This window comes from Dactylosporangium sp. CA-139114 (assembly GCF_050955725.1).
Lineage (GTDB): Bacteria > Actinomycetota > Actinomycetes > Mycobacteriales > Micromonosporaceae > Dactylosporangium.
The window spans coordinates 5,025,659-5,049,901 of sequence record NZ_CP192080.1 but is presented as its reverse complement, the minus strand read 5'-3'; the positions used below and the strand labels follow the sequence as shown (position 1 = coordinate 5,049,901).

Annotated in this window: 2 protein-coding genes; both read right to left on the bottom strand. The window is 76.4% G+C overall.

What is annotated here, in order from left to right; translation table 11 throughout:
* Window position 1 precedes the first annotated feature (1 nt).
* On the bottom strand, window positions 2-13,534 hold the full coding sequence (locus tag ACQP2P_RS22450; protein ID WP_433618870.1) for a type I polyketide synthase: 13,533 nt from the start codon (window positions 13,532-13,534) through the stop codon (window positions 2-4).
* Window positions 13,531-24,216 (bottom strand): type I polyketide synthase, encoded by a 10,686-nt coding sequence (locus ACQP2P_RS22445; protein ID WP_433618868.1) that lies wholly within the window; start codon window positions 24,214-24,216, stop codon window positions 13,531-13,533. The genes ACQP2P_RS22450 and ACQP2P_RS22445 overlap by 4 nt, the downstream gene beginning before the upstream one ends.
* Window positions 24,217-24,243: the final 27 nt, after the last annotated feature.

The following is a 24,243-nucleotide window of genomic DNA, read 5'->3' as shown; positions in this document are numbered from 1 at the left end:
ATCACGACACCCCCAGCTCGCGGTCGATGAAGTCGAACAGCTCGTCCGGAGTCGCCGACTCGATCCGCTCGGTGACCGTCCCGTCCCCGGCGCCGTCCTCGGCGTTGACGGCGGCGAGCAGCGCGTGCAGCCGCTCGGCGATCCGGGCCCGGGCGCTGCGGTCGGGCGCGGCCCGGGTCAGCGTGGCCTCGAGCCGGTCCAGGTCGCCGAAGACCGGGTTGTCGACCGCCACGGCACCGTCGAGGACGAGGGCCCGCACGTAGTCGGCCAGCGCGACACAGTTGGGGTAGTCGAACACGACGGTCGCCGGCAGCCGGACCCCGGCCGCGGCGATCAGCCGGTTGCGCAGCTCGACGCCGGTGAGGGAGTCGAAGCCGAAGTCGCGGAAGGGCCGCTCGACCTCGATCGCCTCGGGCGAGGCGTGGCCCAGGACCGCGGCGGCGTGCCCGCGCACCAGGTCGACGACGGCCTGCTCCTGCTCGGCGGGGGCGAGGCCGGCGAGCCGGGCACCGAGCGCCGGGCCGCCGGCGGCGTCCCCGGCCGGGTCGGCGAGGGCCTGGCGGGCCTGCGGGGCGATCCGGCCGAGCAGCGGGCACGGGCGCACGGCGACGAGGCCGGGCACGAACCGCTCCCAGTCGATGTCGGCGACCACCGTGACGGGCTCGCCGCGGCCGAGGCTCTGGCGCAGCGCGGCCAGGGCCCGCTCGGCCGGCAGGCCGGTGACGCCGCTGCGCTTGCGGCGCTCCTCGACGACGGCGTCGCCCGCGGCCATGCCGTCGACGGCCCAGGGGCCCCAGGCGACGGCGGTCGCGGGGAGGCCGCGGCGGTGCCGGCGCTCGGCGAGCGCGTCGAGGAAGGCGTTGGCCGCGGCGTAGCTGCCCTGGCCGGCGCTGCCGATCTCGGCGGCCATCGCGGAGAACAGGACGAACGCGCGGAGGTCGTGGTCGCGGGTGAGCTCGTCGAGGTTGAGCGCGCCGACGGTCTTGGGCCGCAGGACGGCGCTGACGCGTTCGGCGGTGAGCCGGTCGAGGACTCCGTCGTCGAGGACGCCGGCGGCGTGGAAGACGGCGGTGAGGGGCAGCTCGGCCGGGACGGCGGCGAGCACGGCGGCGAGCGCGTCACGGTCGGCGACGTCGGCCGCGGCGATGGTGACCCGAGCGCCGAGGGCCTCCAGGCGTTCGGTGAGGGCGGCCGCGCCGGGCGCGTCGGGCCCGCGGCGGCTGAGCAGCAGCAGGTGTTCGGCGCCGCGCTCGGCGAGCCAGCCGGCCAGCTCGGCGCCGAGGGCGCCGGTGCCGCCGGTGACCAGGACCGTGCCGCGGAACTCGGGCTCCGCGTCGGCGTCGGGCTCGACGGCCGCGGCCCGCACGAGCCGCCGGCCGAGCAGTCCGCCGCCGTCGATGGTGAGCTGGTCCTCGCCGTGCGCGCCGGTGAGCGCGGCCCACACCAGGTCCCAGCCGCGATCGTCCATCGTGGACGGCAGGTCGATCAGGCCGCCCCAGCGCTCGGGGTGTTCGAGGGCGACGACGCGGCCGAGGCCCCAGATCGCGGCCTGCTCCGGGTCCGTCCCGGCGCCGCGGGTGAGGCACCACAGCGGGGCCGCGACGCCGGCCGCGCCGAGGGTCTGCACGAGCGCGAGGGTCGTGGTGAGCGAGTCCGCCACGTGCAGGACGCCGTCGAACACCACGTCGGCCGGGATGTCCGAGCCGGGGCTGAGCACGTGGGTCCGCGCGCCGCGGCGCTGGAGCTGCTCGGCCAGGCCGTCGTCCGGTCCGGCGGCGACGATCAGCCAGCTGGACGGGCCGGTGGTCGGCTCGGGGCGCGGGATCGGGTCCCAGGCGATGCGGTACGCGAGGCCGTCGGTCACGGCGCGGGCCTCGCGGCGGCGGCGCCAGTCGGCGAGGGCGGCGAGGTCCTCACGCTCGACGGCGGCCCAGAAGTCGGCGTCGAGGCCGTCGGCCGCGGCCGGTTGCTGCGGGGCGGGGGTGGGCCAGAAGCGTTGCTGCTGGAAGGCGTACGTCGGCAGGTCCACGGTCGCCGTGTGCGGCAGCACGGTGTCGAAGGTGACGGGGTGCCCGAGCGTCCAGGCCTTCGCGAGGTTGGTGAGCAGCCGGGTGGGCTGGTCGGCGTCGCGGCGCAGGGTGTCGAGCACGTGGGCGTCGTCGACGATCTGCGTGAGCGCCATCGTGAGCACCGGATGGGCGGAGATCTCGACAAAGGTGCGGTGCCCGGATTCGAGGGCGGTGCGCACGGCGGACTCGAACTCGACGCGCTGGCGGAGGTTGTCCATCCAGTACTCGGCGGACATCGTCGCCCCGGCGACCGTCGAGATCATCGGCGTGTGCCCGGGCCGGACGGTGATGCCGTCGAGGCCGGCGAGCACCTGGTCCCGGACCTGCTCCACGCTGGGGTGGTGCGAGGCGTAGTCGACCGGAATCAGCCGCGCGCCCTCGACGCGGTCCACGAGGCGCTGCACCGCGTCCGGCTCCCCCGCCACCACCAGCGTCCGCGGCCCGTTGACCGCCGCGACCACCACATCGTCGGGCACCTCGTCCACCGTCAGCGGCACCGAGGCCATCGTCCCGGTGCCCTTCAGCGCCTTCAACGCCCGCGCCCGCACGGCGACGACCCGGGCGGCGTCGTCCAGCGACAGGATCCCGGCCACGTGCGCGGCCACGATCTCGCCCTGCGAGTGACCGATCACCGCGTGCGGCTTCACGCCCGCGTGCTGCCAGACCCGTGAGAGGGCCACGCCGACGGCGAACAGCACGGGCTGCACGATCTCGACCCGGTCCAGCCACCCAGTGTCGTCCCCGGTGAGCAGGCCCGCGATGTCGACGTCCAGCCACGGCGCCAATGCCAGCTGGCACTCCAGGATCGCGTCGGCGAACACCGGGCACGAGGAGAACAGGCCCGCCGCCATGCCCGCCGACTGGCTGCCCTGGCCCGGGAACACCCACACCATCCGCCCGCCGTCGCCGGCCGCGACGCTCAGCTCGTCCAACCCGGCGAGGAGTGCTTCGGTGCTGTCGCCCACGGCGGCCGCCCGGTGTTCGAAGGCCGACCGGGTCGACGCGAGCGACCAGGCGATCCGGTCGGCGGGGAGCCCGGGGTTGGCGCGGACGAACCGGGCCAGCCGTGCGGCCTGGGCGCGCGCCGCGGCCGGGGTCCGGCCGGACACCGGCCAGATCACGGCGCCGGACACGAGGCCGTCGGCCGGCGGTGTTTCGGCGGCCGGCTCGTCGGGCAGGGCCAGGATGACGTGGGCGTTGGTGCCGCTGATGCCGAAGGACGACACCCCGGCCCGGCGCGGCCGACCGGTCGCCGGCCACGGACGGGCCTCCGTCGCCAGCTCGACCGCGCCGGCCGTCCAGTCCACGTGCGGGGTCGGGGCGTCGACGTGCAGGGTCGCCGGCACGACACCCGCCCGCATGGCGAGCACCATCTTGATGATGCCCGCGACGCCCGCGGCCGCCTGGGTGTGGCCGATGTTCGACTTCACCGAGCCGAGCAGCACCGGGGTGTCGCGGTCCTGGCCGTAGGTGGCCAGGAGGGCCTGGGCCTCGATCGGGTCGCCGAGCGTGGTGCCGGTGCCGTGGGCCTCGATCACGTCGACGTCGGCGGGGACGAGCCCGGCGTCGGCGAGGGCCTGGCGGATCACCCGCTGCTGCGACGGGCCGTTCGGGGCCGTCAGACCGTTCGAGGCGCCGTCCTGGTTGACCGCGCTGCCCGCGACGATCGCGAGCACCGGGTGGCCGTTGCGGCGCGCATCGGCCAGGCGCTCGACGAGCAGGAGGCCGACGCCCTCGCCCCAGCCGGTGCCGTCGGCGGAGGCCGCGAACGCCCGGCAGAGCCCGTCGGGCGACAGGCCGCGCTGGCGGGAGAACTCCACCAGCAGGCCCGGCGTCGCCATGATGGTCACGCCACCCGCGAGGGCCAGGTCACACTCGCCCCGTCGCAGGGACTGCACCGCGAGGTGCAGGGCCACCAGCGACGATGAGCACGCTGTGTCCACGGACACGGCCGGTCCCTCCAACCCCAACGCGTACGCCACCCGCCCGGACACCACCGACGCTGCATTGCCCGTGCCCGCAAAACCACCCGTGTCGTCCACGGCTCCCATCAGCAGAGCCCCGTAATCCTGACCGTTGGTCCCCACAAAGACCCCAACCGGCGCACCGCGCAACCCCTGAGGATCCACCCCGGCCCGCTCGATCGCCTCCCACGCGGACTCGAGGAGCAGCCGCTGCTGCGGGTCCATGGCGAGGGCCTCGCGGGGGCTGATGCCGAAGAACCCGGCGTCGAACTCGCCGGCGTCGTAGACGAACGCGCCGGAGCGCACGTAGGAGGTGCCGGCGCGGCCCGGGTCGGGGTCGTAGAGGCCGTCGATGTCCCAGCCGCGGTCGGTGGGGAGGGTGGAGACGGCGTCGCGGCCGGCCGCGAGCATCCGCCAGAACTCCTCGGGGGTGTCGCTGCCGCCGGGGAAGCGGCAGCTCATGGCGACGATCGCGATCGGCTCCTCGGAGCCGTCGGAGACCCCGGTGGGCCGGGCGGCGGTCGCGGTGGCGCCGCCGAGCTCCTCGTCGAGGTGGCGGGCCAGGGCGGTCGGGGTCGGGTAGTCGAAGACGAGGGTGACGGGCAGCCGCAGCCCGGTCGCGGTGGCGAGCCGGTTGCGCAGGTCGACGGCGGTGACGGAGTCGAAGCCGAGGTCGCGGAAGGCGTGGCCGGGCACCACGTCGTCGGGGGCCGGGTAGTTGAGCACGGCGGCGGCCTGGGCGCGGACCAGGGTGAGCAGGGTGGCGTGGCGCTCGGCGGCGGCGAGGCCGGCGAGGCGGGTGCCGAGCGGGGAGCCGTCGGCCGTCCCGGTCGCGGCGGCCGGGCCGGCCGCGACCTCGGTCGCGCGGAGCCGCTGGACGTCGGGGACCTCGGCGATGAGCGGGCTGGGGCGGGTCGCGGTGAAGGCGACGAGGTACCGCTCCCAGGAGATGTTCGCGATCGTCAGGAACGCCTCGTCGTGGTCGAGGGCCTGCTGGAGGGCGGCCACGGCCAGCTCGGGGGCCATCTCGGGGGCGCCGTGGCGGTCGAGGGTCCGGCCGAACTCGCCCGCCGCCATCCCGCCGCCGCCCCACGCGCCCCAGGCGATCGAGGTCGCGGCCAGCCCGGCCGCCCGGCGGTGCTGGGCGAGGGCGTTGAGGAAGGCGTTGCCGGGCGCGTAGTTGGCGACCCCGGAGGCCCCGGCGGTGCCGGCCAGGGACGAGAAGAGGATGAACGCGGACAGGTCCCGGTCGCGGGTCAGCTCGTGCAGGTTGAGCGCGGCCATGGCCTTCGCGGCGAGGGCGCGGTCGAGCTGGTCGACGGTGAGCGAGTTGATCACGGAGTCGTCCAGCACCGCGGCGGTGTGCACGACGGTGGTCAGCGGGTGCTCGGCGGGGATGGCGGCGATGACGGCGGCGAGCGCGTCGCGGTCGGCGGCGTCGCAGGCGGCGACGGTGACGCGGGCGCCGAGCGCGTTGAGCTCGGCCTCCAGCCCGTCGACGTCGATGGCGTCGCGGCCGCGGCGGCTGACGAGCACGAGGTGCTCGGCCCCGTTGTGGGCGAGCCAGCGGGCCATGTGCCGGCCGAGGGCGCCGGTGCCGCCGGTGACCAGCGCGGTGCCGGTCGGCCGCCAGGTCCGGGCCGGAGCGGCGCCGGCGAGCGGGGCGCGCAGGAGCCGCCGGCCGAGCACGCCGGCGGCGCGGATCGCGGTCTGGTCCTCGCCGGTGGCGCCGGCCAGCACGGCGCAGAGCCGCCGGCCGGTCTGGCCGTCGAAGGTCTCGGGGAGGTCGACGAGGCCGCCCCAGCGCTCGGGGTGCTCCAGCGCCGCGACCCGGCCGAAGCCCCAGACGATCGACTGCAGCGGGTGCGGCAGGAGGTCGGTCTCGCCGGCGCGGACGGCGCCGCGGGTGGCGCACCACAGCGGCGCGCGGAGCCCGGCGTCGCCGAGGGCCTGGACGAGGGCGACGGTCGCGGCGAACCCGCCGGGCACGGCGGGGTGGCCGGCGTGCGGGCGCTCGTCGAGGGCGAGCAGGGACAGGATGCCCGCGACCGGCTCGCCGCCGGTGGCGTCGGACACGATGGCGGCCAGGGCGTCGCGGCCGGTCTGGTCGGGCCGGATCAGCACCGGCAGGGCCTCGGCGCCGGCGAGCTCGAGGGCGTCGACGCACTCGGCGGCGGCGTCCATCGCGATCCCGGCCGGGGTGAGGATCAGCCAGACGCCGTCGAGGGTGCTCGCGGACGGCAGCGGGATCGGGCGCCAGGCGTCGCGGTACCGCCACGAGTCGATCTCGGCCCCGCTGCGCCGCTCGCGCCGCCAGGACGACAGCGCCGGCACCAGGGCGTCGAGCGAGGAGCGGGTGTGCTCGCCGAGCTGGGCGACGAGCTCCCCGATGTCGGCGCGGTCGACGGCGGCCCAGAACGGGTCGTCGGCCGGGCTCGTCGCCGCGTCCGCGGCGGGCCGCGCGGACGGCCAGTAGAGCCTGCGCTGGAACAGGTACGTGGGCAGGTCGACGCGGCGCGGGTGGTGCCCGGCGAACGCGGGCCGCCAGTCGACGCGGGCCCCGCCGGCGTGGGCCTCGGCGAGCGAGGTGAGGAACCGGTCGAGGCCGCCGTTGTCGCGGCGCAGGGTGCCGAGCACCGCGGCGGGCGGGGCCGAGGAGTCGGCGGCCCGGACGTCGTCGACGGTCTGCTGGACGGCCAGGGTGAGCACCGGGTGCGGGCTCACCTCGGCGAACACCCCGAAGCCCTCGGCGAGCAGGCCGCGGACGGCGTCCTCGAAGCGGACGGTCCGGCGCAGGTTGCGCAACCAGTAGGCGGCGTCGAGGGTCGTCGTGTCGGCCCAGCCGGGCTCGACGGTGGAGTAGAACGGGATCTCGGCCGGGCGCGGCTCGACCCCGGCCAGCTGCTCGGCGAGCCGGGCCTCGATCCGGTCGACCTGGGCCGAGTGCGACGCGTAGTCCACGGCGATGCGCCGGACCCGGACGCCGCGGGCCTCGTAGGCGGCGACGAGCTCGTCGAGCGCGGCGGTGGCGCCGGAGACGACGACGGACGCGGGGCCGTTGACGGCGGCGAGCGCGACCTCGCCGGGCCAGCCGGCGATCGTCGCCTCCGCCTCGGCGGCCGGGGTGGCGACGGAGACCATGCCGCCGAGGCCGGCGAGCTCGAGGATGGCACGGCTGCGCAGCGCGACGATCCGCGCGGCGTCGCCGAGGCCGAGCGCGCCCGCGACGCAGGCGGCGGCGATCTCGCCCTGGGAGTGCCCGACGACGGCGGCGGGCTCGACGCCGTAGGAGCGCCAGAGGGCGGCGAGGGAGACGCCGACGGAGAACAGCACCGGCTGGACGACGTCGACCCGCTCCAGCGGCGGGGCGCCCTCGACGCCGTGGATCACGTCGAGCAGGGACCAGGAGATGTGCGGGGCGAGGGCCGCGGCGCACTCGTGCAGCCGCTCGGCGAAGACCGGCGCGGTCGCGAGGAGCTCGGCGGCCATGCCGGCCCACTGGGCGCCCTGGCCGGGGAAGACGAAGGCGACCTTGGCCGGGCCGGCCACGCCGCGCACGGCGTTCGCGGCCTGCTCGCCGGCGGCCACGGCCCGCAGCGCGGCGACGTGCTCGGCGGCGGTCCGGCCGAGGGTGACGGCCCGGTGCTCGTGAGCGGCCCGGGTGGTCACGAGGGAGCTGCCGATGTCGGCCGGGTCGGCGGTCTCGGCCCGGTCCGCCAGCGCCGCGGCGGCGGCCCGCAGCGCCTCGTCGGACTTGGCGCTGACGACCCAGGGCAGCGTCGTCGCCGCGCCGCCGGGCCGCGGCGGCACCGGCTGGTCGGGCGCCTGCTCGAGGATCGTGTGCACGTTGGTGCCGCTGATGCCGAACGACGACACCGCGGCGCGGCGGGGCCGGTCGGCGGCGGGCCAGTCGCGGCGCTCGGTGAGCAGCTCGACCGCGCCGGCGGACCAGTCGATGTGGGTGGACGGGCGGTCGACGTGCAGGGTCGGCGGGAGGACACCGTGGCGCAGCGCCATCACCATCTTGATGACCCCGGCGACGCCCGCGGCGGCCTGCGTATGGCCGATGTTGGACTTGATCGAGCCGAGCCACAGCGGCCGGTCCCGGCCCTGCCCGTAGGTGGCGAGCAGCGCCTGGGCCTCGATCGGGTCGCCGAGCGTGGTGCCGGTGCCGTGGCCCTCGACGGCGTCGATGTCGCCGGTGGTGAGCGCGGCGTTGGCGAGCGCCTGGCGGATGACCCGCTGCTGGGCCGGGCCGTTCGGGGCCGTCAGACCGTTGGAGGCGCCGTCCTGGTTGACCGCGCTGCCCCGCACGACGGCGAGGATGGGGTTGCCGTCGCGGCGGGCGTCGCTGAGGCGCTGCAGCACCAGGACGCCGGCGCCCTCGCCCCAGCCGGTGCCGTCGGCGGCGTCGGCGAAGGCCTTGCAGCGGCCGTCGGCGGCCAGGCCGTTCTGGCGGGCGAAGCCGATGAAGATGCCCGGGGTCGCCATGACGGTGACGCCGCCGGCGAGGGCCAGGTCGCACTCGCCCTGCCGCAGGGCCTGGGCGGCCAGGTGCAGCGCGACGAGCGAGGACGAGCACGCCGTGTCGACGGTGACGGCCGGGCCGTGCAGGCCGAGGGTGTAGGCGACCCGGCCGGAGATGACGCTGGCGCTGCTGCCGGTGGACAGGAAGTTCTCGTCGGCGCCGCCGGTGGCCATGAGCAGCGAGCCGTAGTCCTGCCCGTTGGTGCCGACGAAGACGCCGGTGGAGCTGCCGCGCAGGGCGTCCGGGTTGAGACCGGCCCGCTCGATCGCCTCCCAGCAGGTCTCCAGCAGCAGCCGCTGCTGCGGGTCCATGGCCAGGGCCTCGCGCGGGCTGATGCCGAAGAACGCCGCGTCGAACTCGCCCGCGCCGGCGACGAACCCGCCGTCGCCGGCGACGTCCCAGCCCCGCTCCGCGGGCACCGGCCCGAGCGCGTCGACGCCGTTGACGACGAGGTCCCAGAGCTGCTCGGGCGAGGCGACCCCGCCGGGCAGCCGGCAGCCGATGGACACGATCGCGATCGGCTCGTCGGTGGCGGCGCCGGCCGCGGGCCGGTCGAGCGTGGCGGTCCCGGCAGTGGTTCCGGCAGTGGTTCGGGCGGAGAGCTGGTGCAGGTGACCGGCGAGCTCGGCGACGGTCGGGTAGTCGAAGACGACGGTGGACGACAGCGTCAGGGCGGTCGCCTGGGCGAGCCGGTTGCGCAGGTCCAGCGCGGTCAGCGAGTCGAAGCCGAGGTCCTTGAACGGCCGGTCGGGCAGCCGGTGGCGCTCGGGGTAGCCGAGGACGTCGGCGGCCTGGGCGGCGACGAGGTCGGTGAGCTGGGCGAGGGAGCGCCCGGCGGGGACGGTGCCGGCGGTGATGTGCTGGGCCGAGTCCCCGCCCGGCCCCGGGTGGACGCCGGGCAGGCCGTGCAGGAGCGGCTGCGGGCGCTGGGCCGCGAGGGAGCGGGCGAGCCGGGGCCAGTCGGCGTCGACGACGGCGAGGGCCGGGTGCGGGCCGTTGACGCGGGCGAGGGCGCGGACGGCCTCGGCGGGCGGGAGCGGCTTGAGGCCGCCGCGAGCGAGCCGGGCGGCGGTGGCGGCGTCGGCGGCCATGCCGGCCTCGGCCCACGCGCCCCAGTCCAGGGCGGTGGCGGGCAGGCCCCGGTCGCGGCGCCAGGCGGCGAACGCGTCGGCGTAGGCGTTGCCGGCGGCGTAGTTGCCCTGCGCGGCGCTGCCCCACACGCCGGCGACGGAGGAGAAGAGCACGAACGCGGACAGGGCACGGCCGGCGGTCAGGTCGTGCAGGTGCCGTACGGCCTCCACCTTGACGGCCAGCACGCGCTGCATCCGGTCGGCGTCGAGCCCGTCGAGGACCCCGTCGTCGAGGACGCCCGCGGTGTGCACGACCGCGTCGAGGTCCTCGATGCCGTCGAGCACCGCGGCGAGCGCGTCCCGGTCGGTGCAGTCGGCGGCGACGATGTCCACGGCCCCGAGCCGGCGCAGCTCGTCCGCGCCCGGGGCGGCGGGCCCCTGCCGGGACAGCAGCACCACGCGGGTCGCGCCGTGCTCGAGGGCCCAGCGCGCGACGTGTGCGCCCAGTGCGCCGGTACCGCCGGTGACGAGCACGGTCCCCGCCGGCGCCCAGGCGTCGGCCGGTGCCGCGGTGCGCACGAGCCGCCGCCCGTGGATGCCGCTGCGGCGCAGCGCCACCTGGTCCTCGCTCGCCCCGGCGAGCACGGCCGGGAGGTGCCGCAGCGCCAGGTCGGCGCCGGGCGCCGCGGCGGCCGGCAGGTCGATCAGGCCGCCCCACCGGTCCGGCCGCTCGACGCCGGCGACCCGGCCGAGCCCCCAGGCGAGGCTCGACAGCGGCTCGCTGATCCGCTCGCCGGCCCCGACGCTGACGGCGCCGCGGGTGACGCACCAGACGGGCGCGGTGCTGCGCTGGACGGTGTCGAGCAGCAGGGCGACGCCGGCGGAGACGCCCGGGTGCCCGGCGAGCACGGTGTCGTGCTCGGGCACGACGACGATGACCCCGGCCGCCCCGTCGAGATCGTCCCCCGCGGTGGCGACGGTGGCCCCGGCGGTCTCCAGGATGCCGGCGATGTCGGCGGCACCCCCATCCGCCGACAACACCACCCAGCGCCCGGTGAGCCGGCCGTCCGCGGCGGGCGTCGGCAGCGGCTCCCACCGCACCCGGTGGCACCAGCCGTCGAGGGCGCTCTCCCGGGCCCGGCTGCGCCGCCACGCCGACAGCACCGGCACGAGCGCGTCGAGCGAGCCGCGGACCTCCTCCCCCGCGCCGAGCCGCTCGACGAGGTCGGTGACGTCCTCGCGCTCGACGGCGGCCCAGAACTCGGCGTCGGCCCCGAAGACCGGCAGCTCGCCGGGCTCGGGCCAGTAGCGGGTGCGCTGGAACGGGTAGGTGGGCAGGTCCAGGTGGGGGTCGGCGGCAGCCGCGCCGGCGACGCCGGTGACGGCCGCCCAGTCGATGTCGACGCCGGAGACGAACAGCTCGGCGACGGCCCGCAACAGCGACTCCCGCTCGTCCCGGCCGCGGCGCAGCGTCCCGGCGACCACGGCGTCACCGGCGGGCAGGTGCGGTACGAGCACCGTGTCGGGGCCGACCTCGAGGAACGTGTTGATGCCCCGGTCCCGCAGCGTCGTGACGTCGTCGGCGAACCGGACGGTCTCGCGCACGTGCCGCACGAAGTACTCGGCGTCGAACCTGTCGATCAGCTCGCCGGTGACGTTGGAGACGATCGGGATCTTCGGCGGGTGGAACGTGACGCCGGCGAGCACCGCGCGGAACTCGTCCAGCATCGGGTCCATCAGCGCCGAGTGGAACGCGTGGGAGGTCCGCAGTCTCCGGGTCCGGTGCGGGGTCCGCAGGGCGTCGAGCGCCTCGGCCGGTCCCGACAGCACGATCGCGTCCGGCCCGTTGACGGCCGCGACGGCGACGCCCTCGGGCAGGTCCTCGACCGCGCCGGCGACCGCGAGCATCGCGCCGCCGGAGGGCAGGGCCTGCATGAGCCGGGCGCGGGCGGACACGATCGCGCAGGCGTCCTCGAGCGACCAGACGCCGGCGACGTAGGCCGCGACGAGCTCGCCGATCGAGTGGCCGCCGACGACCTCCGGCTTGAGGCCCCAGGCGCGCAGCTGCTCGTACAGCGCCACCTCGATCGCGAACAGGGCCGGCTGCGTGATCTGCGTTTCGTCGATCCGCTCGTCCGGCAGGTCGCCGAAGTGCGCGCGCACCTCGTCGTGGACACGGGTGAAGACCGGGTGCACGCCGTGCAGCTGGGCACCCATGCCGGCGCGCTGGGCGCCCTGGCCCGAGAAGAGCACCGCGACCCGGCGGCCGGGCGCCGCGACCCCGGCGACGGCCCCGGCGAGGTCGGACGGGTCCTGCGTAACGGCGACGGCCCGGTGCTCCAGGACCGACCGCGCCGCGATCGACGCGCGGCTGACCTCCGCGGCGGTGACCTCCGGGTGGGCCTCGGCCCAGCGGGTCCACCGACCGGTCAGGGCCTCCAGGGCGGCGGCGCTGCGGGCCGACAGCAGCACCGGCACCGGACCGGCCGGCGGGGCCGGCCGGTCCGTGGCTTCGGCCTCGGGGGCCTGCTCGAGGATCGTGTGCGCGTTGGTGCCGCTGACGCCGAAGGACGACACGGCGGCCCGTCGCGGGCGGTCCGTCGCGGGCCACGGCCGGGCCTCGGTGAGCAGGGACACCGATCCGGCGGTCCAGTCGACGTGCGGCGTCGGCTCGTCCACGTGCAGCGTCTTCGGCAGCACCCCGTGACGCATCGCCATGACCATCTTGATGACCCCGGCCACACCCGCCGCCGCCTGCGTGTGCCCGATGTTCGACTTCACCGAACCCAGCCACAGCGGCCGCTCACGGTCCTGGCCGTAGGTCGCCAGCAGCGCCTGCGCCTCGATCGGGTCACCGAGCGTCGTGCCGGTGCCGTGCGCCTCGACGACGTCCACGTCGGACGGCGTGAGCCCGGCACTGGCGAGGGCCTGGCGGATGACCCGCTGCTGGGCGGGGCCGTTCGGGGCGGTGAGACCGTTGGACGCGCCGTCCTGGTTGACCGCGCTGCCCCGCACGACGGCGAGGATCGGGTGGCCGAGCCGCTGCGCGTCGGAGAGCCGCTCCAGCAGCAGCAGGCCGACGCCCTCCGACCACGAGGTGCCGTCGGCGGCCGCGGCGAACGCCTTGCAGCGGGCGTCCTGGGCGAGTCCGCGCTGGCGGGAGAAGCCGATGAAGACGTGCGGGGTCGCCATGACGGTGACGCCGCCGGCGAGGGCCAGGTCGCACTCCCGCTGCCGCAGGGCCTGCCCGGCCAGGTGCAGGGCCACGGTCGACGACGAGCACGCGGTGTCGACGGTGACGGCCGGGCCTTCGAGGCCGAGGGTGTAGGCGACGCGGCCGGAGACGACGCTGGCCGCGTTGCCGGTGAGCAGGTGGCCCTGGGCGCTCTCGCTCTGGGCGAGCACGCCGTCGTACCCCTGCGACGAGGCGCCCACGAAGACGCCGGTCCGGCTGCCGCGCAGGGCCGCGGGGCTGAGCCCGGCCCGCTCGAAGGCCTCCCAGGACGTCTCCAGCAGGAGCCGCTGCTGCGGGTCCATGGCGAGCGCCTCGCGCGGGCTGATGCCGAAGAACTCGGCGTCGAAGTCGCCGGCGCCGTAGAGGAAGCCGCCCTCGCGGACGTAGCTCGTGCCGGGCTTGTCGGGGTCGGGGTCGAAGAGCGCGTCGAGGTCCCAGCCGCGGTTGCCGGGGAACTCGGCGATGCCGTCGGCGCCGTCGGCGACGAGCCGCCAGAGGTCCTCGGGGCCGGTCACGCCGCCCGGGTACCGGCACGTCATCGCGACGATCGCCAGCGGCTCGCTGTCGCGGTCCTCCAGCTCACGCACCCGTCGCCGGCTGCGGCGCAGCTCCGCGGTGGTGCGCTTGAGGTACTCGACGTATTTCTCGTCCTCGACGGCGCCGGTCATTGTGTCTCCAGTTCGCGGTCGATCAGGTCGAAGATGTTCTCGGCGGTGGCCCGGTCGAGGTCGTCGTCGTCCTCGGCGCCGGGGTCGCGGCGGTCGGTGAGCCGCGACAGCAGCGCGCCGAGCCGCTCGGTGACGGCGGTGAACCCGTCGTCCGCCGGGTCGAGGCCGGCCAGCAGCGCCTCGAGCCGGTCGAGCTGGTCCGCGGCCCGCTGCCCGGCCGTCGGGGCGGCGGTGACGAGCTGGGCCAGGAGGTGCTCGGCGAGGACGTTCGGGGTGGGGTGGTCGAACACGACGGTCGCGGCGAGCCGCAGGCCGGTCGCGGCGCCGAGCCGGTTGCGCAGCTCGACGGCGGTCAGCGAGTCGAAGCCGAGCTCCCGGAAGGCGCGGCCGGGGTCGATGCCGGCCGGGTCGGGGTGGCCGAGCACGACGGCGACGTGGGCGCAGACGAGCGCGAGCACGGCCGGGCCGCGCTGGTCGTCGGGCATCGCCTCGAGCCGCGTGCGCAGCCCGTCGGCCGCCTGCTGCGCCCCGCCCGCGGCGACCGTGCGCCGGGCCGGGCGGAACAGCCCCGACAGCAGCGGCGGCACCGGGCCGGGGCCGGGCCCGGCGGCCAGGCGGGTCGGCACGAGCAGCGGCCGGCCGGAGCGCAGCGCCCGGTCGAAGAGGTCCAGCGCCTCGGCGGTGGCCAGGGCGTCGACGCCGGCCCGGGCGAGCCGGCGCACGTCCCCGGCGGCCAGGTGCCCGGTCATGCCGCTGGCCTGCTCCCAGCGGCCCCAGGCGAGCGACGTCGCCGGGTGGCCGTGGGCGCGGCGGTCGTGGGCGAGGGCGTCGAGGTAGGTGTTGGCGGCGGCGTAGTTGCCCTGGCCGGGGCCGCCGAGCACGCCCGCGGCCGCGGAGAAGAGCACGAAGGCGGCCAGGTCCGTCCCGCGCGTGGCGTGGTGCAGGTGACGGGCGGGGTCGGCTTTGGCGCGCAGTACCGCCGCAATGCGCTCGGCCGTCAGCGACTCGATCACGGCGTCGTCGAGGACGCCGGTCGCCACGATCACGGCGGTCAGCGGGGCGGCGGGGTCGACGCCGGAGACCAGCTCGTCCACCGCGTCGGCGTCGGTCAGGTCGGCGGCGGCCACGGTCACCTCGCAGCCGGCCGCCTTCAGCTGCGCGGCCAGGTCGACGGCGCCGTCGGCGTCGAGGCCGCGGCGGCTGGCCAGCAGCAGCCGGCGGGCGCCGTGGCGCCGGACGAGGTGCCGGGCGAGCAGCGCGCCGAGGGTGCCGGTGCCGCCGGCGATGAGGATCGTGCCGTCGGGGTCGATCGGGCGCGGGACGGTGACGGCGATCTTGCCGATCTGGCGAGCCTGGCTGAGGAAGCGCAATGCCTCCGGGGCCTGGCGGACGTCCCAGGCCCGCACCGGCAGGGGCCGCAGCACGCCCCGCGCGAAGAGGTCCATGAGCTCGGTGAGCATCGCGCCGATGCGGTCGTAGCCGGCCTCGATGAGGTCGAAGGCGCGGTAGCGCACCCCCGGATGTTCGCGCTCGACGTCCTGCGGCGGCCGCTTGTCGGTCTTGCCGAGCTCCACGAACCGCCCGCCCTCGGCGAGCAGCCGCAGCGACGCGTCGACGAACCCGCCGGTCAGTCCGTTGAGGACGACGTCGACGCCCCGGCCGCCGGTCCGCTCGCGGAAGGCGTCCTCGAAGTCGAGGGTCCGTGACGACGCCAGCGCGATCCCGGTGGCGCGCAGCGCCGGCCACTTGCCGGGGCTGGCGGTGCCGAAGAGGGTCGCGCCGAGGTGCTTGGCGAGTTGTACGGCCGCGAGCCCGACCCCACCGGCGGCGGAGTGGATCAGCACGGACTCGCCGGGCCGCACGTTCGCGACGTCGACGAGCCCGTAGTAGGCGGTGAGGAACGCGACCGGGACGGTGGCGGCCTCGGTGTAGGACCAGGCGGCCGGCTTGTGCGCGAGGAGCCGGGCCTCGGTGACGGCGGTCGAGGCGAACGAGCCGGAGAAGATGCCCAGCACCGCGTCGCCGGGCGCGAACCCGGTGACCTCCGCGCCGACCTCGGCGACGACACCGGCCCCTTCGTTGCCCAGCACGTGCTGGTCGGGCACCATGCCGAGGGTCAGCACGACGTCGCGCAGGTTGACGCCGGAGGCTCGCAGCTCGACCCGGACCTGGGTCGGGCCGAGCGGGGCGGCGGCCTCCGGCGCGGGCCGGACGACGAGGCTGTCGAGGCTGTTCTGCTCGCCGACGTCGAGCCGCCACGGCAGCGCGCCGGTCTCCGGCAGCACGACGGTGCCGTGGCGCCCGGCCCGGGCGAGCCGCGGGACGAGCAGCGCGCCGCGGCGGACGGCGAGCTGCGGCTCGTCGCCGCTCAGGCGGTCCTCGGCGGAGCCGTCGGTGTCGAGCAGGACGAACCGGCCGGGGTGCTCGGACTGGGCCGAGCGGACCAGGCCCCACACGGGGGCGGCGGCCAGGTCCGGCACCGCCTCCGCGCCGTCGACCGCGATCGCGCCGCGGGTGCGCAGGACCAGCCGGGCGGCGTCGAGGGCCGGCTCGGCGAGCCAGGCCTGCAGCAGCGCGGCGGTCTCGGCGGTGGTGCGCAGCGGGTCGGTCCCGGTGATGTCGGCGATGACGGCGTCGGGCGCGGGTTCGCCGGCCGCGATGGCGGCGACGAGCTCGGGCAGGGGGCGGCGGTCAAGGGTGTGCTCGGTGGCGGTGGTTTCGATCCAGTCGATCTGGTACAGCGACTCCCCGTCCGCCTCCGCGGCCGCCCCGGCCCCGGCGGCGGGCCGGAACGCGAGCGAGGCCACGGCGGCGACGGGCTCGCCGTGCTGGTCGTCGACGCTGATGCGGACCGCGTCGTCACCGGCCGGGGCGAGGCGCACCCGCAGCCGGGTGGCGCCCTGCGCGTAGAGGTCGACGCCGGCCCAGGCGAACGGCATGTACGCCCGGCCCTCGGCCTCGCCGAAGAAGCCGCCGAGCGCGGTGGCCTGCAGGGCGGCGTCGAGCAGGGCCGGGTGGAGCCCGAAGCGTTCGGTGTCGGCGTCCGGGTCGGGCAGCGCGACCTCGGCGAGCAGTTCGTCGCCGTGGCGCCAGACGCGCTCGAGGCCGCGGAAGGCCGGGCCGTACGCGAGGCCTCGCTCCGCCATCGCCGCGTACCACTCGGCGGGCTGGAACGGGATCGGCTCGGCCCCGGCGGGCGGCCAGGCCCCGGTCGCGCCGCCCGTGGTCGCCGGGCCGGCGGGCGCGACGAGGCCGTCGGCGTGGCGGGTCCAGGGGGCATCGAGGGGCCCGTCGGGCTGGGAGTGGATGGTGACCGGCCGCAGCCCGGACTCGTCGGGGGCGCCGACGCGGACCTGGACGCGGACCGCGCCGGTCTCCGGGAGGGCGACGGGCGCGGCGAGGGTCAGCTCCGCCACCCGGTCCGCGGCGAGCTGCTCGCCGGCCCGCAGCACCAGGTCGAGCAGTGCGGTGCCGGGCACGATGACCGTGCCGCCGACGCGGTGGTCGGCGAGCCACGGCTGGATGGTCACGCCGAGCCGCTCGGTGACGACCAGGCCGTCCTCGCCGGCGAGCCGCACGGCCCCGAGCCCGTCGGAGGCGGTGTGCTGCGGTGCGGTGATGCTGGGCCAGAACCGTTGCCGCTGGAAGGGGTACGTGGGCAGGTCCACGATCGCGGTCCGCCCCAGCACCCGGTTCCACGCGACGGGGTGCCCGAGCACCCAGGCCTTCGCGAGGTTGGTGAGCAGCCGGGTGGGCTGGTCGGCGTCGCGGCGCAGGGTGTCCAGGACGTGGGCGTCGTCGACGATCTGCGTGAGCGCCATCGTGAGCACCGGATGGGCGGAGATCTCGACAAAGGTGCGGTGCCCGGATTCGAGGGCGGTGCGCACGGCGGACTCGAACTCGACGCGCTGGCGCAGGTTGTCCATCCAGTACTCGGCGGACATCGTCGCCCCGGCCACGGTCGAGATCATCGGCGTGTGGCCGGGCTGGATCGTGATCCCGGCCAGATCCGCGAGCACCTGGCCCCGGACCCGCTCCACGCTCGGATGATGCGAGGCGTAGTCGACCGGAATCAGCCGCGCGCCCTCGACGCGGTCCACGAGGCGCTGCACAGCGTCCGGCTCCCCCGCCACCACCAGCGTCCGCGGCCCGTTGACCGCCGCGACCACCACATCGTCGGGCACCTCGTCCACCGTCAGCGGCACCGAGGCCATCGTCCCGGTGCCCTTCAGCGCCTTCAACGCCCGCGCCCGCACCGCCACGACCCGGGCCGCGTCGTCCAGCGACAGCATCCCGGCGACGTGCGCGGCCACGATCTCGCCCTGCGAATGACCGATCACCGCATGCGGCTTCACACCCGCGTGCAGCCACACCCGCGACAACGCCACACCGACCGCGAACAGCACCGGTTGCACGATCTCGACCCGGTCCAGCCAGTCCGTGTCATCCCCGGTCAACAGACCCGCGATATCCACATCCAGCCACGGCGCCAAGGCGAGCTGACACTCCAGGATCGCGTCGGCGAACACCGGGCACGACGAGAACAGGCCCGCCGCCATACCCGCCGACTGGCCCCCCTGGCCCGGGAACACCCACACCATCCGCCCGCCGTCGGCCGCGCCGGTGATCTCGACGGGGGCCAGCAGCTCTTCGGTGGTCCGGCCCACGGTGGCCGCCCGGTGGTCGAACACCGCCCGGGTCGTCGCGAGCGACCACGCGATCCGCTCCGGGGAGGCGGTGTGGGCGATGTCCGCGAGCCGGGCCGCCTGCTCGGCGACCGCCGCGGCGCTGCGGCCCGAGATCGGCCAGACCACCGGCCCGATGACCAGGCCGCTCGTCTCGGGGGTCTCGCCGGGCGTCTCGTCGGGCAGGGCCAGGATGACGTGGGCGTTGGTGCCGCTGATACCGAACGACGACACGCCGGCCCGGCGCCGGCCGGTGGACGGCCAGGGCCGGGCCCCGGTCGCCAGCTCCACCTTCCCCGCCGACCAGTCCACGTGCGGGGTCGGGGCGTCGACGTGCAGGGTCGCCGGCACGACACCCGCCCGCATGGCGAGCACCATCTTGATGATGCCCGCGACGCCCGCGGCCGCCTGGGTGTGGCCGATGTTCGACTTGATCGAGCCCAGCAGCAGCGGCTCGCCCCGATCCTGACCGTAGGTCGCCAGCAGCGCCTGCGCCTCGATCGGATCACCCAGCGTCGTGCCCGTGCCGTGCGCCTCCACCACGTCCACGTCGCACGGTGCCAGACCGGCGTCGGCGAGCGCCTGGCGGATCACCCGCTGCTGCGACGGGCCGTTCGGGGCCGTCAGACCGTTCGAGGCGCCGTCCTGGTTGACCGCGCTGCCCGCGACCAGCGCGAGCACCGGGTGGCCGTTGCGGCGCGCATCGGCCAGGCGCTCCACGAGCAGCACGCCGACGCCCTCGCTCCAGCCGGTGCCGTCCGCCGCGGCCGCGAACGCCTTGCAGCGGCCGTCCTCGGACAGGCCGCGCTGCCGCGAGAACTCCACCAGCAGACCCGGCGTCGCCATGATGGTCACGCCACCCGCGAGGGCCAGGTCACACTCGCCGCGCCGCAGGGACTGGACGGCCAGGTGCAGGGCCACCAACGACGAGGAACACGCCGTATCCACGGACACCGCCGGCCCCTCCAACCCCAACGCGTACGCCACCCGCCCGGACACCACCGACGCTGCATTGCCCGTGCCCGCAAAACCACCCGTGTCGTCCACGGCTCCCATCAGCAGAGCCCCGTAATCCTGACCGTTGGTCCCCACAAAGACCCCAACCGGCGCACCGCGCAACCCCTGAGGATCCACCCCGGCCCGCTCCACCGCCTCCCACGACGCCTCCAGCAGCAGCCGCTGCTGCGGGTCCATCGCCAGGGCCTCGCGGGGGCTGATGCCGAAGAACCCGGCGTCGAAGGCGGCGGCGCCGTCGAGGAAGCCGCCCGCGGTGGCGTAGAAGGTCCCGGCGCGCTCGGGGTCCGGGTCGTAGAGCCGGCCGAGGTCCCAGCCGCGGTCGGCCGGGAAGTCGGACATGACGTCGACGCCGCCGTCGACGACGCGCCAGAGGTCCTCGGGGCTCGTCACGCCGCCCGGGTAGCGGCAGCTCATCGCGACGATGGCGATCTCCTCGCCGAGCCCGTCGGCGGGGCCGGCGACCGCCGCGGGCCCCTGCGCCTCGCCGGGCAGCAGCACGGTGAGGAGGTGGTCGGCGAGCGCGCGGGGCGTCGGGTAGTCGAACACGAGCGTGGTCGCCAGCCGCAGCCCGACCGCGGCCGACAGGCGGTTGCGCAGCTCGACCGCGGTGAGCGAGTCGAAGCCGCAGTCGCGGAACGTGCCCGTCTCGGGCAGGTCGGTGGCGTCGGCGTGGCCGAGGACCGCGGCCGCCAGGTCCCGCACGAGCGTGGTGAGCACGTCGAGGCGGGCGGCGGTGTCGAGGCTCGCCAGCCCGGCGCGCAGCGAGACGGCCTCGTCGGCGAGGTCGGCGCCGATCGGGTCGCCGGCGTCCATGGCGCGGGCCGCCTCCGCGACGCCGCGCAGCAGCGGCCGGGGGCGGGTGGCGGCGAACGTCGGGGCGAAGCGGCGCCAGTCGACGTCGGCGATGGTGACGCAGGCGTCGCCGTGCTCGACGGCCTGGCGCAGCGCGGCGATGGCGAGGGCCGGGTCGAGGCCGGGCACGCCGCGGCGGCGCAGCTGCTCCTCGGTGGTGTCGCCGTCCGAGCCGGACTCGCCGGCCATGCCGCCGGCCGCCCACGGGCCCCAGGCGATCGCGGTGCCCGGCTTCCCGGCGCGGCGCCGCTGCTCGACGAGGGCGTCGAGGTGGGCGTTGGCGGCGGCGTACGCGGACTGCCCGGCGCTGCCCCAGGTGCCGGCGATGGACGAGTACACGATGAAGGCGTCGAGCTCGCGCTCGGCGAAGACGCGGGCGAGGTTGGTGGCGCCGTCGGCCTTGCCCGCGGCCACGGCGGCGAACTCGGCCGCGGTGACGTCGGCGAGCGGCGTGGTCTGCGAGCGGCCGGCGGTGTGGACGACGGCGGTGATGCGGTCGCCGCCGGCCTCGACGCCCTCGACGAGCGCGGCGAGCGCCCGGGCGTCGGCGACGTCGACGGCGGCGACGGTGACGCGCACGCCGAGGTCGCGCAGCTCGGCCGCGTGCTGCTCGGCGCCGGGCGTGTCCAGGCCGCGCCGGCCGAGCAGGACCAGGTGGGCGGCGCCCTCGGCGGCGAGCCAGCGGCCGAGGTGCCGGCCCAGGGCCCCGAGGCCGCCGGTGATCAGGACGGTCCCGGACGGGGTCCACGGGCGGGCCGCGGGGTTCCCGCCGATCTCGGCGCGGACGAGCCGGCGCACGAAGACCCCGGCGGGGCGGATCGCGAGCTGGTCTTCGTCGGAGGTGCCGGCCAGGACGGCGCGGAGCTTCGCCCAGGTGTCCGTGTCCGCATGCGGCGGCAGGTCGATCAGGCCGCCCCAGCGCTGCGGCGCCTCCAGGCCCACGACCCGGCCGAGGCCCCAGGTGGCGGCCTGCGCCGGGTCGATGTCGCGGTCGTACGGCCCGGCCGCCACCGCGCCCCGGGTGACGAACCAGAGCCTCGCCTCGCCGGGCGTCTGGCTCAGCGCGAGGTTGGCGAGCAGCCCGCCCTCCCGGTCGAGCGCGAGCAACGACACGATGCCCCGCACCGGCTCGCCGTCCGCGGCGGCCTCGACGGCCTCGACGGCCTCGACGGAGGGCACGATCTCGACGTCCGCTCCCCCGTCGCGCAGGGCCGCGGCCACGTCACCCCCATCGGTCCCGGGCGGGACGACCACGAGCCACCGGCCGGCGAGATCGGTCGCGGCGGGGTTCGCGATGGGCGTCCAGCTGATCTTGTACCGCCACGAGTCGATCAGCGACCGGTCGCGCTGCCGCCGCCGCCACGAGGAGAGCAGCGGCACGACCACGCGCAGCGACTCCTCGGCGGCGTCGTCGGCGTGCAGGGTCGCGGCGAGGCCCGCGAGCTCCTCGCGCTCGACGGCGGACCAGAAGCGGGCATCCGCGGCGCTGGGCTGGTCGGCGGGCTCGGCGGTGCCGGGCTCGGGCCAGTACCGCTGCTCCTGGAACGGGTACGTGGGCAGGTCGACCGCCCGCCCGGCGCCCCCGAGCACCGCGGCCCAGTCGACGTCGACCCCGGCCACGTACAGCCCCGCGACGGCCCGCAGCAGCGACTCCCGCTCGTCCCGGTCGCGCCGCAGCGTCCCGACCACCACCGCGTCATCGGACGGCAGGTGCGGCACGAGCACCGAGTCGGGCCCGACCTCCAGGAAGGTGTCGACCCCGGCCTCGCGCATGGCGGCCACGTCGTCGGCGAACAACACGGTGCCCCGCACGTGCCGCACCCAGTAGTCGGCGTCGAACTCCGTGATCAGCCCACCGGTGACGTTGGAGACGATCGGCAGCTGCGGCGCATGGAACGTGACCGTGTCGAGGACCGCGCGGAACTCGTCGAGCATCGGCTCCATCAGCGCGCTGTGGAACGCGTGCGACACCCGCAGCCGGCTCGTCCGAACGCCAGGGAATTCGGGCAACAACTCGGCCGGGCCGGACAGGACCCACGCGTTCGGGCCGTTGATCGCGGCAACGGAGACACCCTCGGGCACGTCCTCAACCGGAGCGGCAACCGCGAGCATCCCCCCACCGGCCGGAAGCGCCTGCATCAACCTCGCCCGGGCCGCGACCACCTTGCAGGCGTCATCCAGCGACCACACCCCGGCCACATAGGCCGCGACCAGCTCACCGATCGAGTGACCGCCGACCACCGAAGGCTGGAGACCCCACGCCTTCAACTGCTCGTAGAGGGCCACCTCGATCGCGAACAACGCCGGCTGGGTGATCTCGGTTTCGTCGATCCGCTCGTCCGGCAGCGCACCGAAGTGCGCACACACCTCGGCGTACACCCGCTGGAACACCGGGAAGTCCAGACCGGCGCCCATCCCGGCCCGCTGGGCGCCCTGGCCCGAGAACAGCACGCCGACCCGCCGGTCGGGGGCCGCGAGCCCCACCACGCCGCCGGAGAGGTCACGCAGGCGTTCGACCAGCTCCTCGCGGCGCTCGGCCAGGACCACGGCCCGGTGTTCGAGCACCGACCGCGACGCGATCGACGCCCAGGCGACATCGCCGGGCTCGGCCTCGGGGTGCGCCGCCAGCCACCGCGACCAGCTCCCCGCGACCGCGGTGAGCGCGGCGGCGCTGCGGCCCGAGACGAGCACGGGCACCGGGCCGCCGGCCGGGCGCGCGTCGGGCGCCGGCTCCTCCTCGGGCCGCGGTTCGGGCTGTTCGAGGATGACGTGCGTGTTGGTGCCGCTCATGCCGAACGACGACACCGCGGCCCGGCGCGGGCGGTCCACGGCCGGCCACGGCCGCGCCTCGGTCAGCAGCGAGACCGCCCCGGCCGCCCAGTCGACGTGCGGGGTCGGCTCGTCGACGTGCAGGGTCTTCGGCAGCACGCCGTGGCGCATCGCCATGACCATCTTGATGATCCCGGCGACGCCCGCGGCGGCCTGGCTGTGGCCGATGTTCGACTTGATGGAGCCGAGCCAGAGCGGCGCGTCGGCGGGGCGCTCCTGGCCGTAGGTGGCCAGCAGCGCCTGGGCCTCGATCGGGTCGCCGAGCGTGGTGCCGGTGCCGTGGGCCTCGACGGCGTCGACCTCGTCCGGGGTGAGCCGGGCGGTGGCGAGGGCCTGGCGGATGACCCGCTGCTGCGACGGGCCGTTCGGGGCCGTGAGCCCGTTGCTGGCGCCGTCCTGGTTCACCGCCGAGCCGCGGATGACGCCGAGGACCCGGTGGCCGAGCCGGCGGGCGTCGGCGAGGCGTTCCAGGACGAGCACGCCGACGCCCTCGGACCAGCCGGTGCCGTCGGCGGCGGCGGCGAACGACTTGCAGCGGCCGTCGGCGGCGAGGCCGCGCTGGTAGGAGAACTCGACGAACGCGCCCGGGGTCGCCATCACGGTCGCGCCGCCGGCCAGGGCGAGGGTGCACTCGCGCTCGCGCAGGGCCTGGCAGGCCAGGTGGATGGCGACGGTGGACGAGGAGCAGGCGGTGTCGACGGTCACGGCGGGGCCTTCGAGGCCGAACGAGTACGCCAGCCGGCCGGACACGACGCTGGCCGCGGTGCCGGTGAGCAGGTAGCCCTCGACGCCGGCCGCCGCCTGCTGCAGCAGCGCGGCGTAGTCCTGGCCGGAGGTGCCGATGAAGACGCCGGAGCGGCTGCCGCGCAGCGACAGCGGCGCGATCCCGGAGCGTTCCAGGGCCTCCCAGGCGACCTCGAGCAGCAGCCGCTGCTGCGGGTCCATCGCCGTCGCCTCGCGCGGGGAGACGCCGAACAGCGCCGCGTCGAACCCGCCGGGCGCGTCGAGGAAGCCGCCGAGCGGGGCGTAGCCGGCGTCGAGGCCGTACCCGGTGCCGTGTCCGAGCCGGGCGTCCCAGCCGCGGTCGGCGGGGAAGCCGGAGATGGCGTCCCGGCCGGTGGCGACGAGCTCCCAGAGGTCCTCGGGGCTGGTCACGCCGCCCGGGTACCGGCAGCCCATGCCGACGATCGCGACGGGGTCCAGCTCGGGCTCGGAGAGGTCCCGCAGCCGCTGGCGGGTCTGCTGCAGCTCGGCGATGACCCGCGCGAGGTACTCGCGGAGCTTCTCCTCATCCGCCATCAGTCTGTCCTTCTTTCAGCGTCGGTC

Bases quoted from the DNA above. Each gene is read 5' to 3' on its own strand.
- ACQP2P_RS22450 (WP_433618870.1), bottom strand. From the start codon at position 13,534: ATGACCGGCGCCGTCGAGGACGAGAAATACGTCGAGTACCTCAAGCGC.
- ACQP2P_RS22445 (WP_433618868.1), bottom strand. From the start codon at position 24,216: ATGGCGGATGAGGAGAAGCTCCGCGAGTACCTCGCGCGGGTCATCGCC.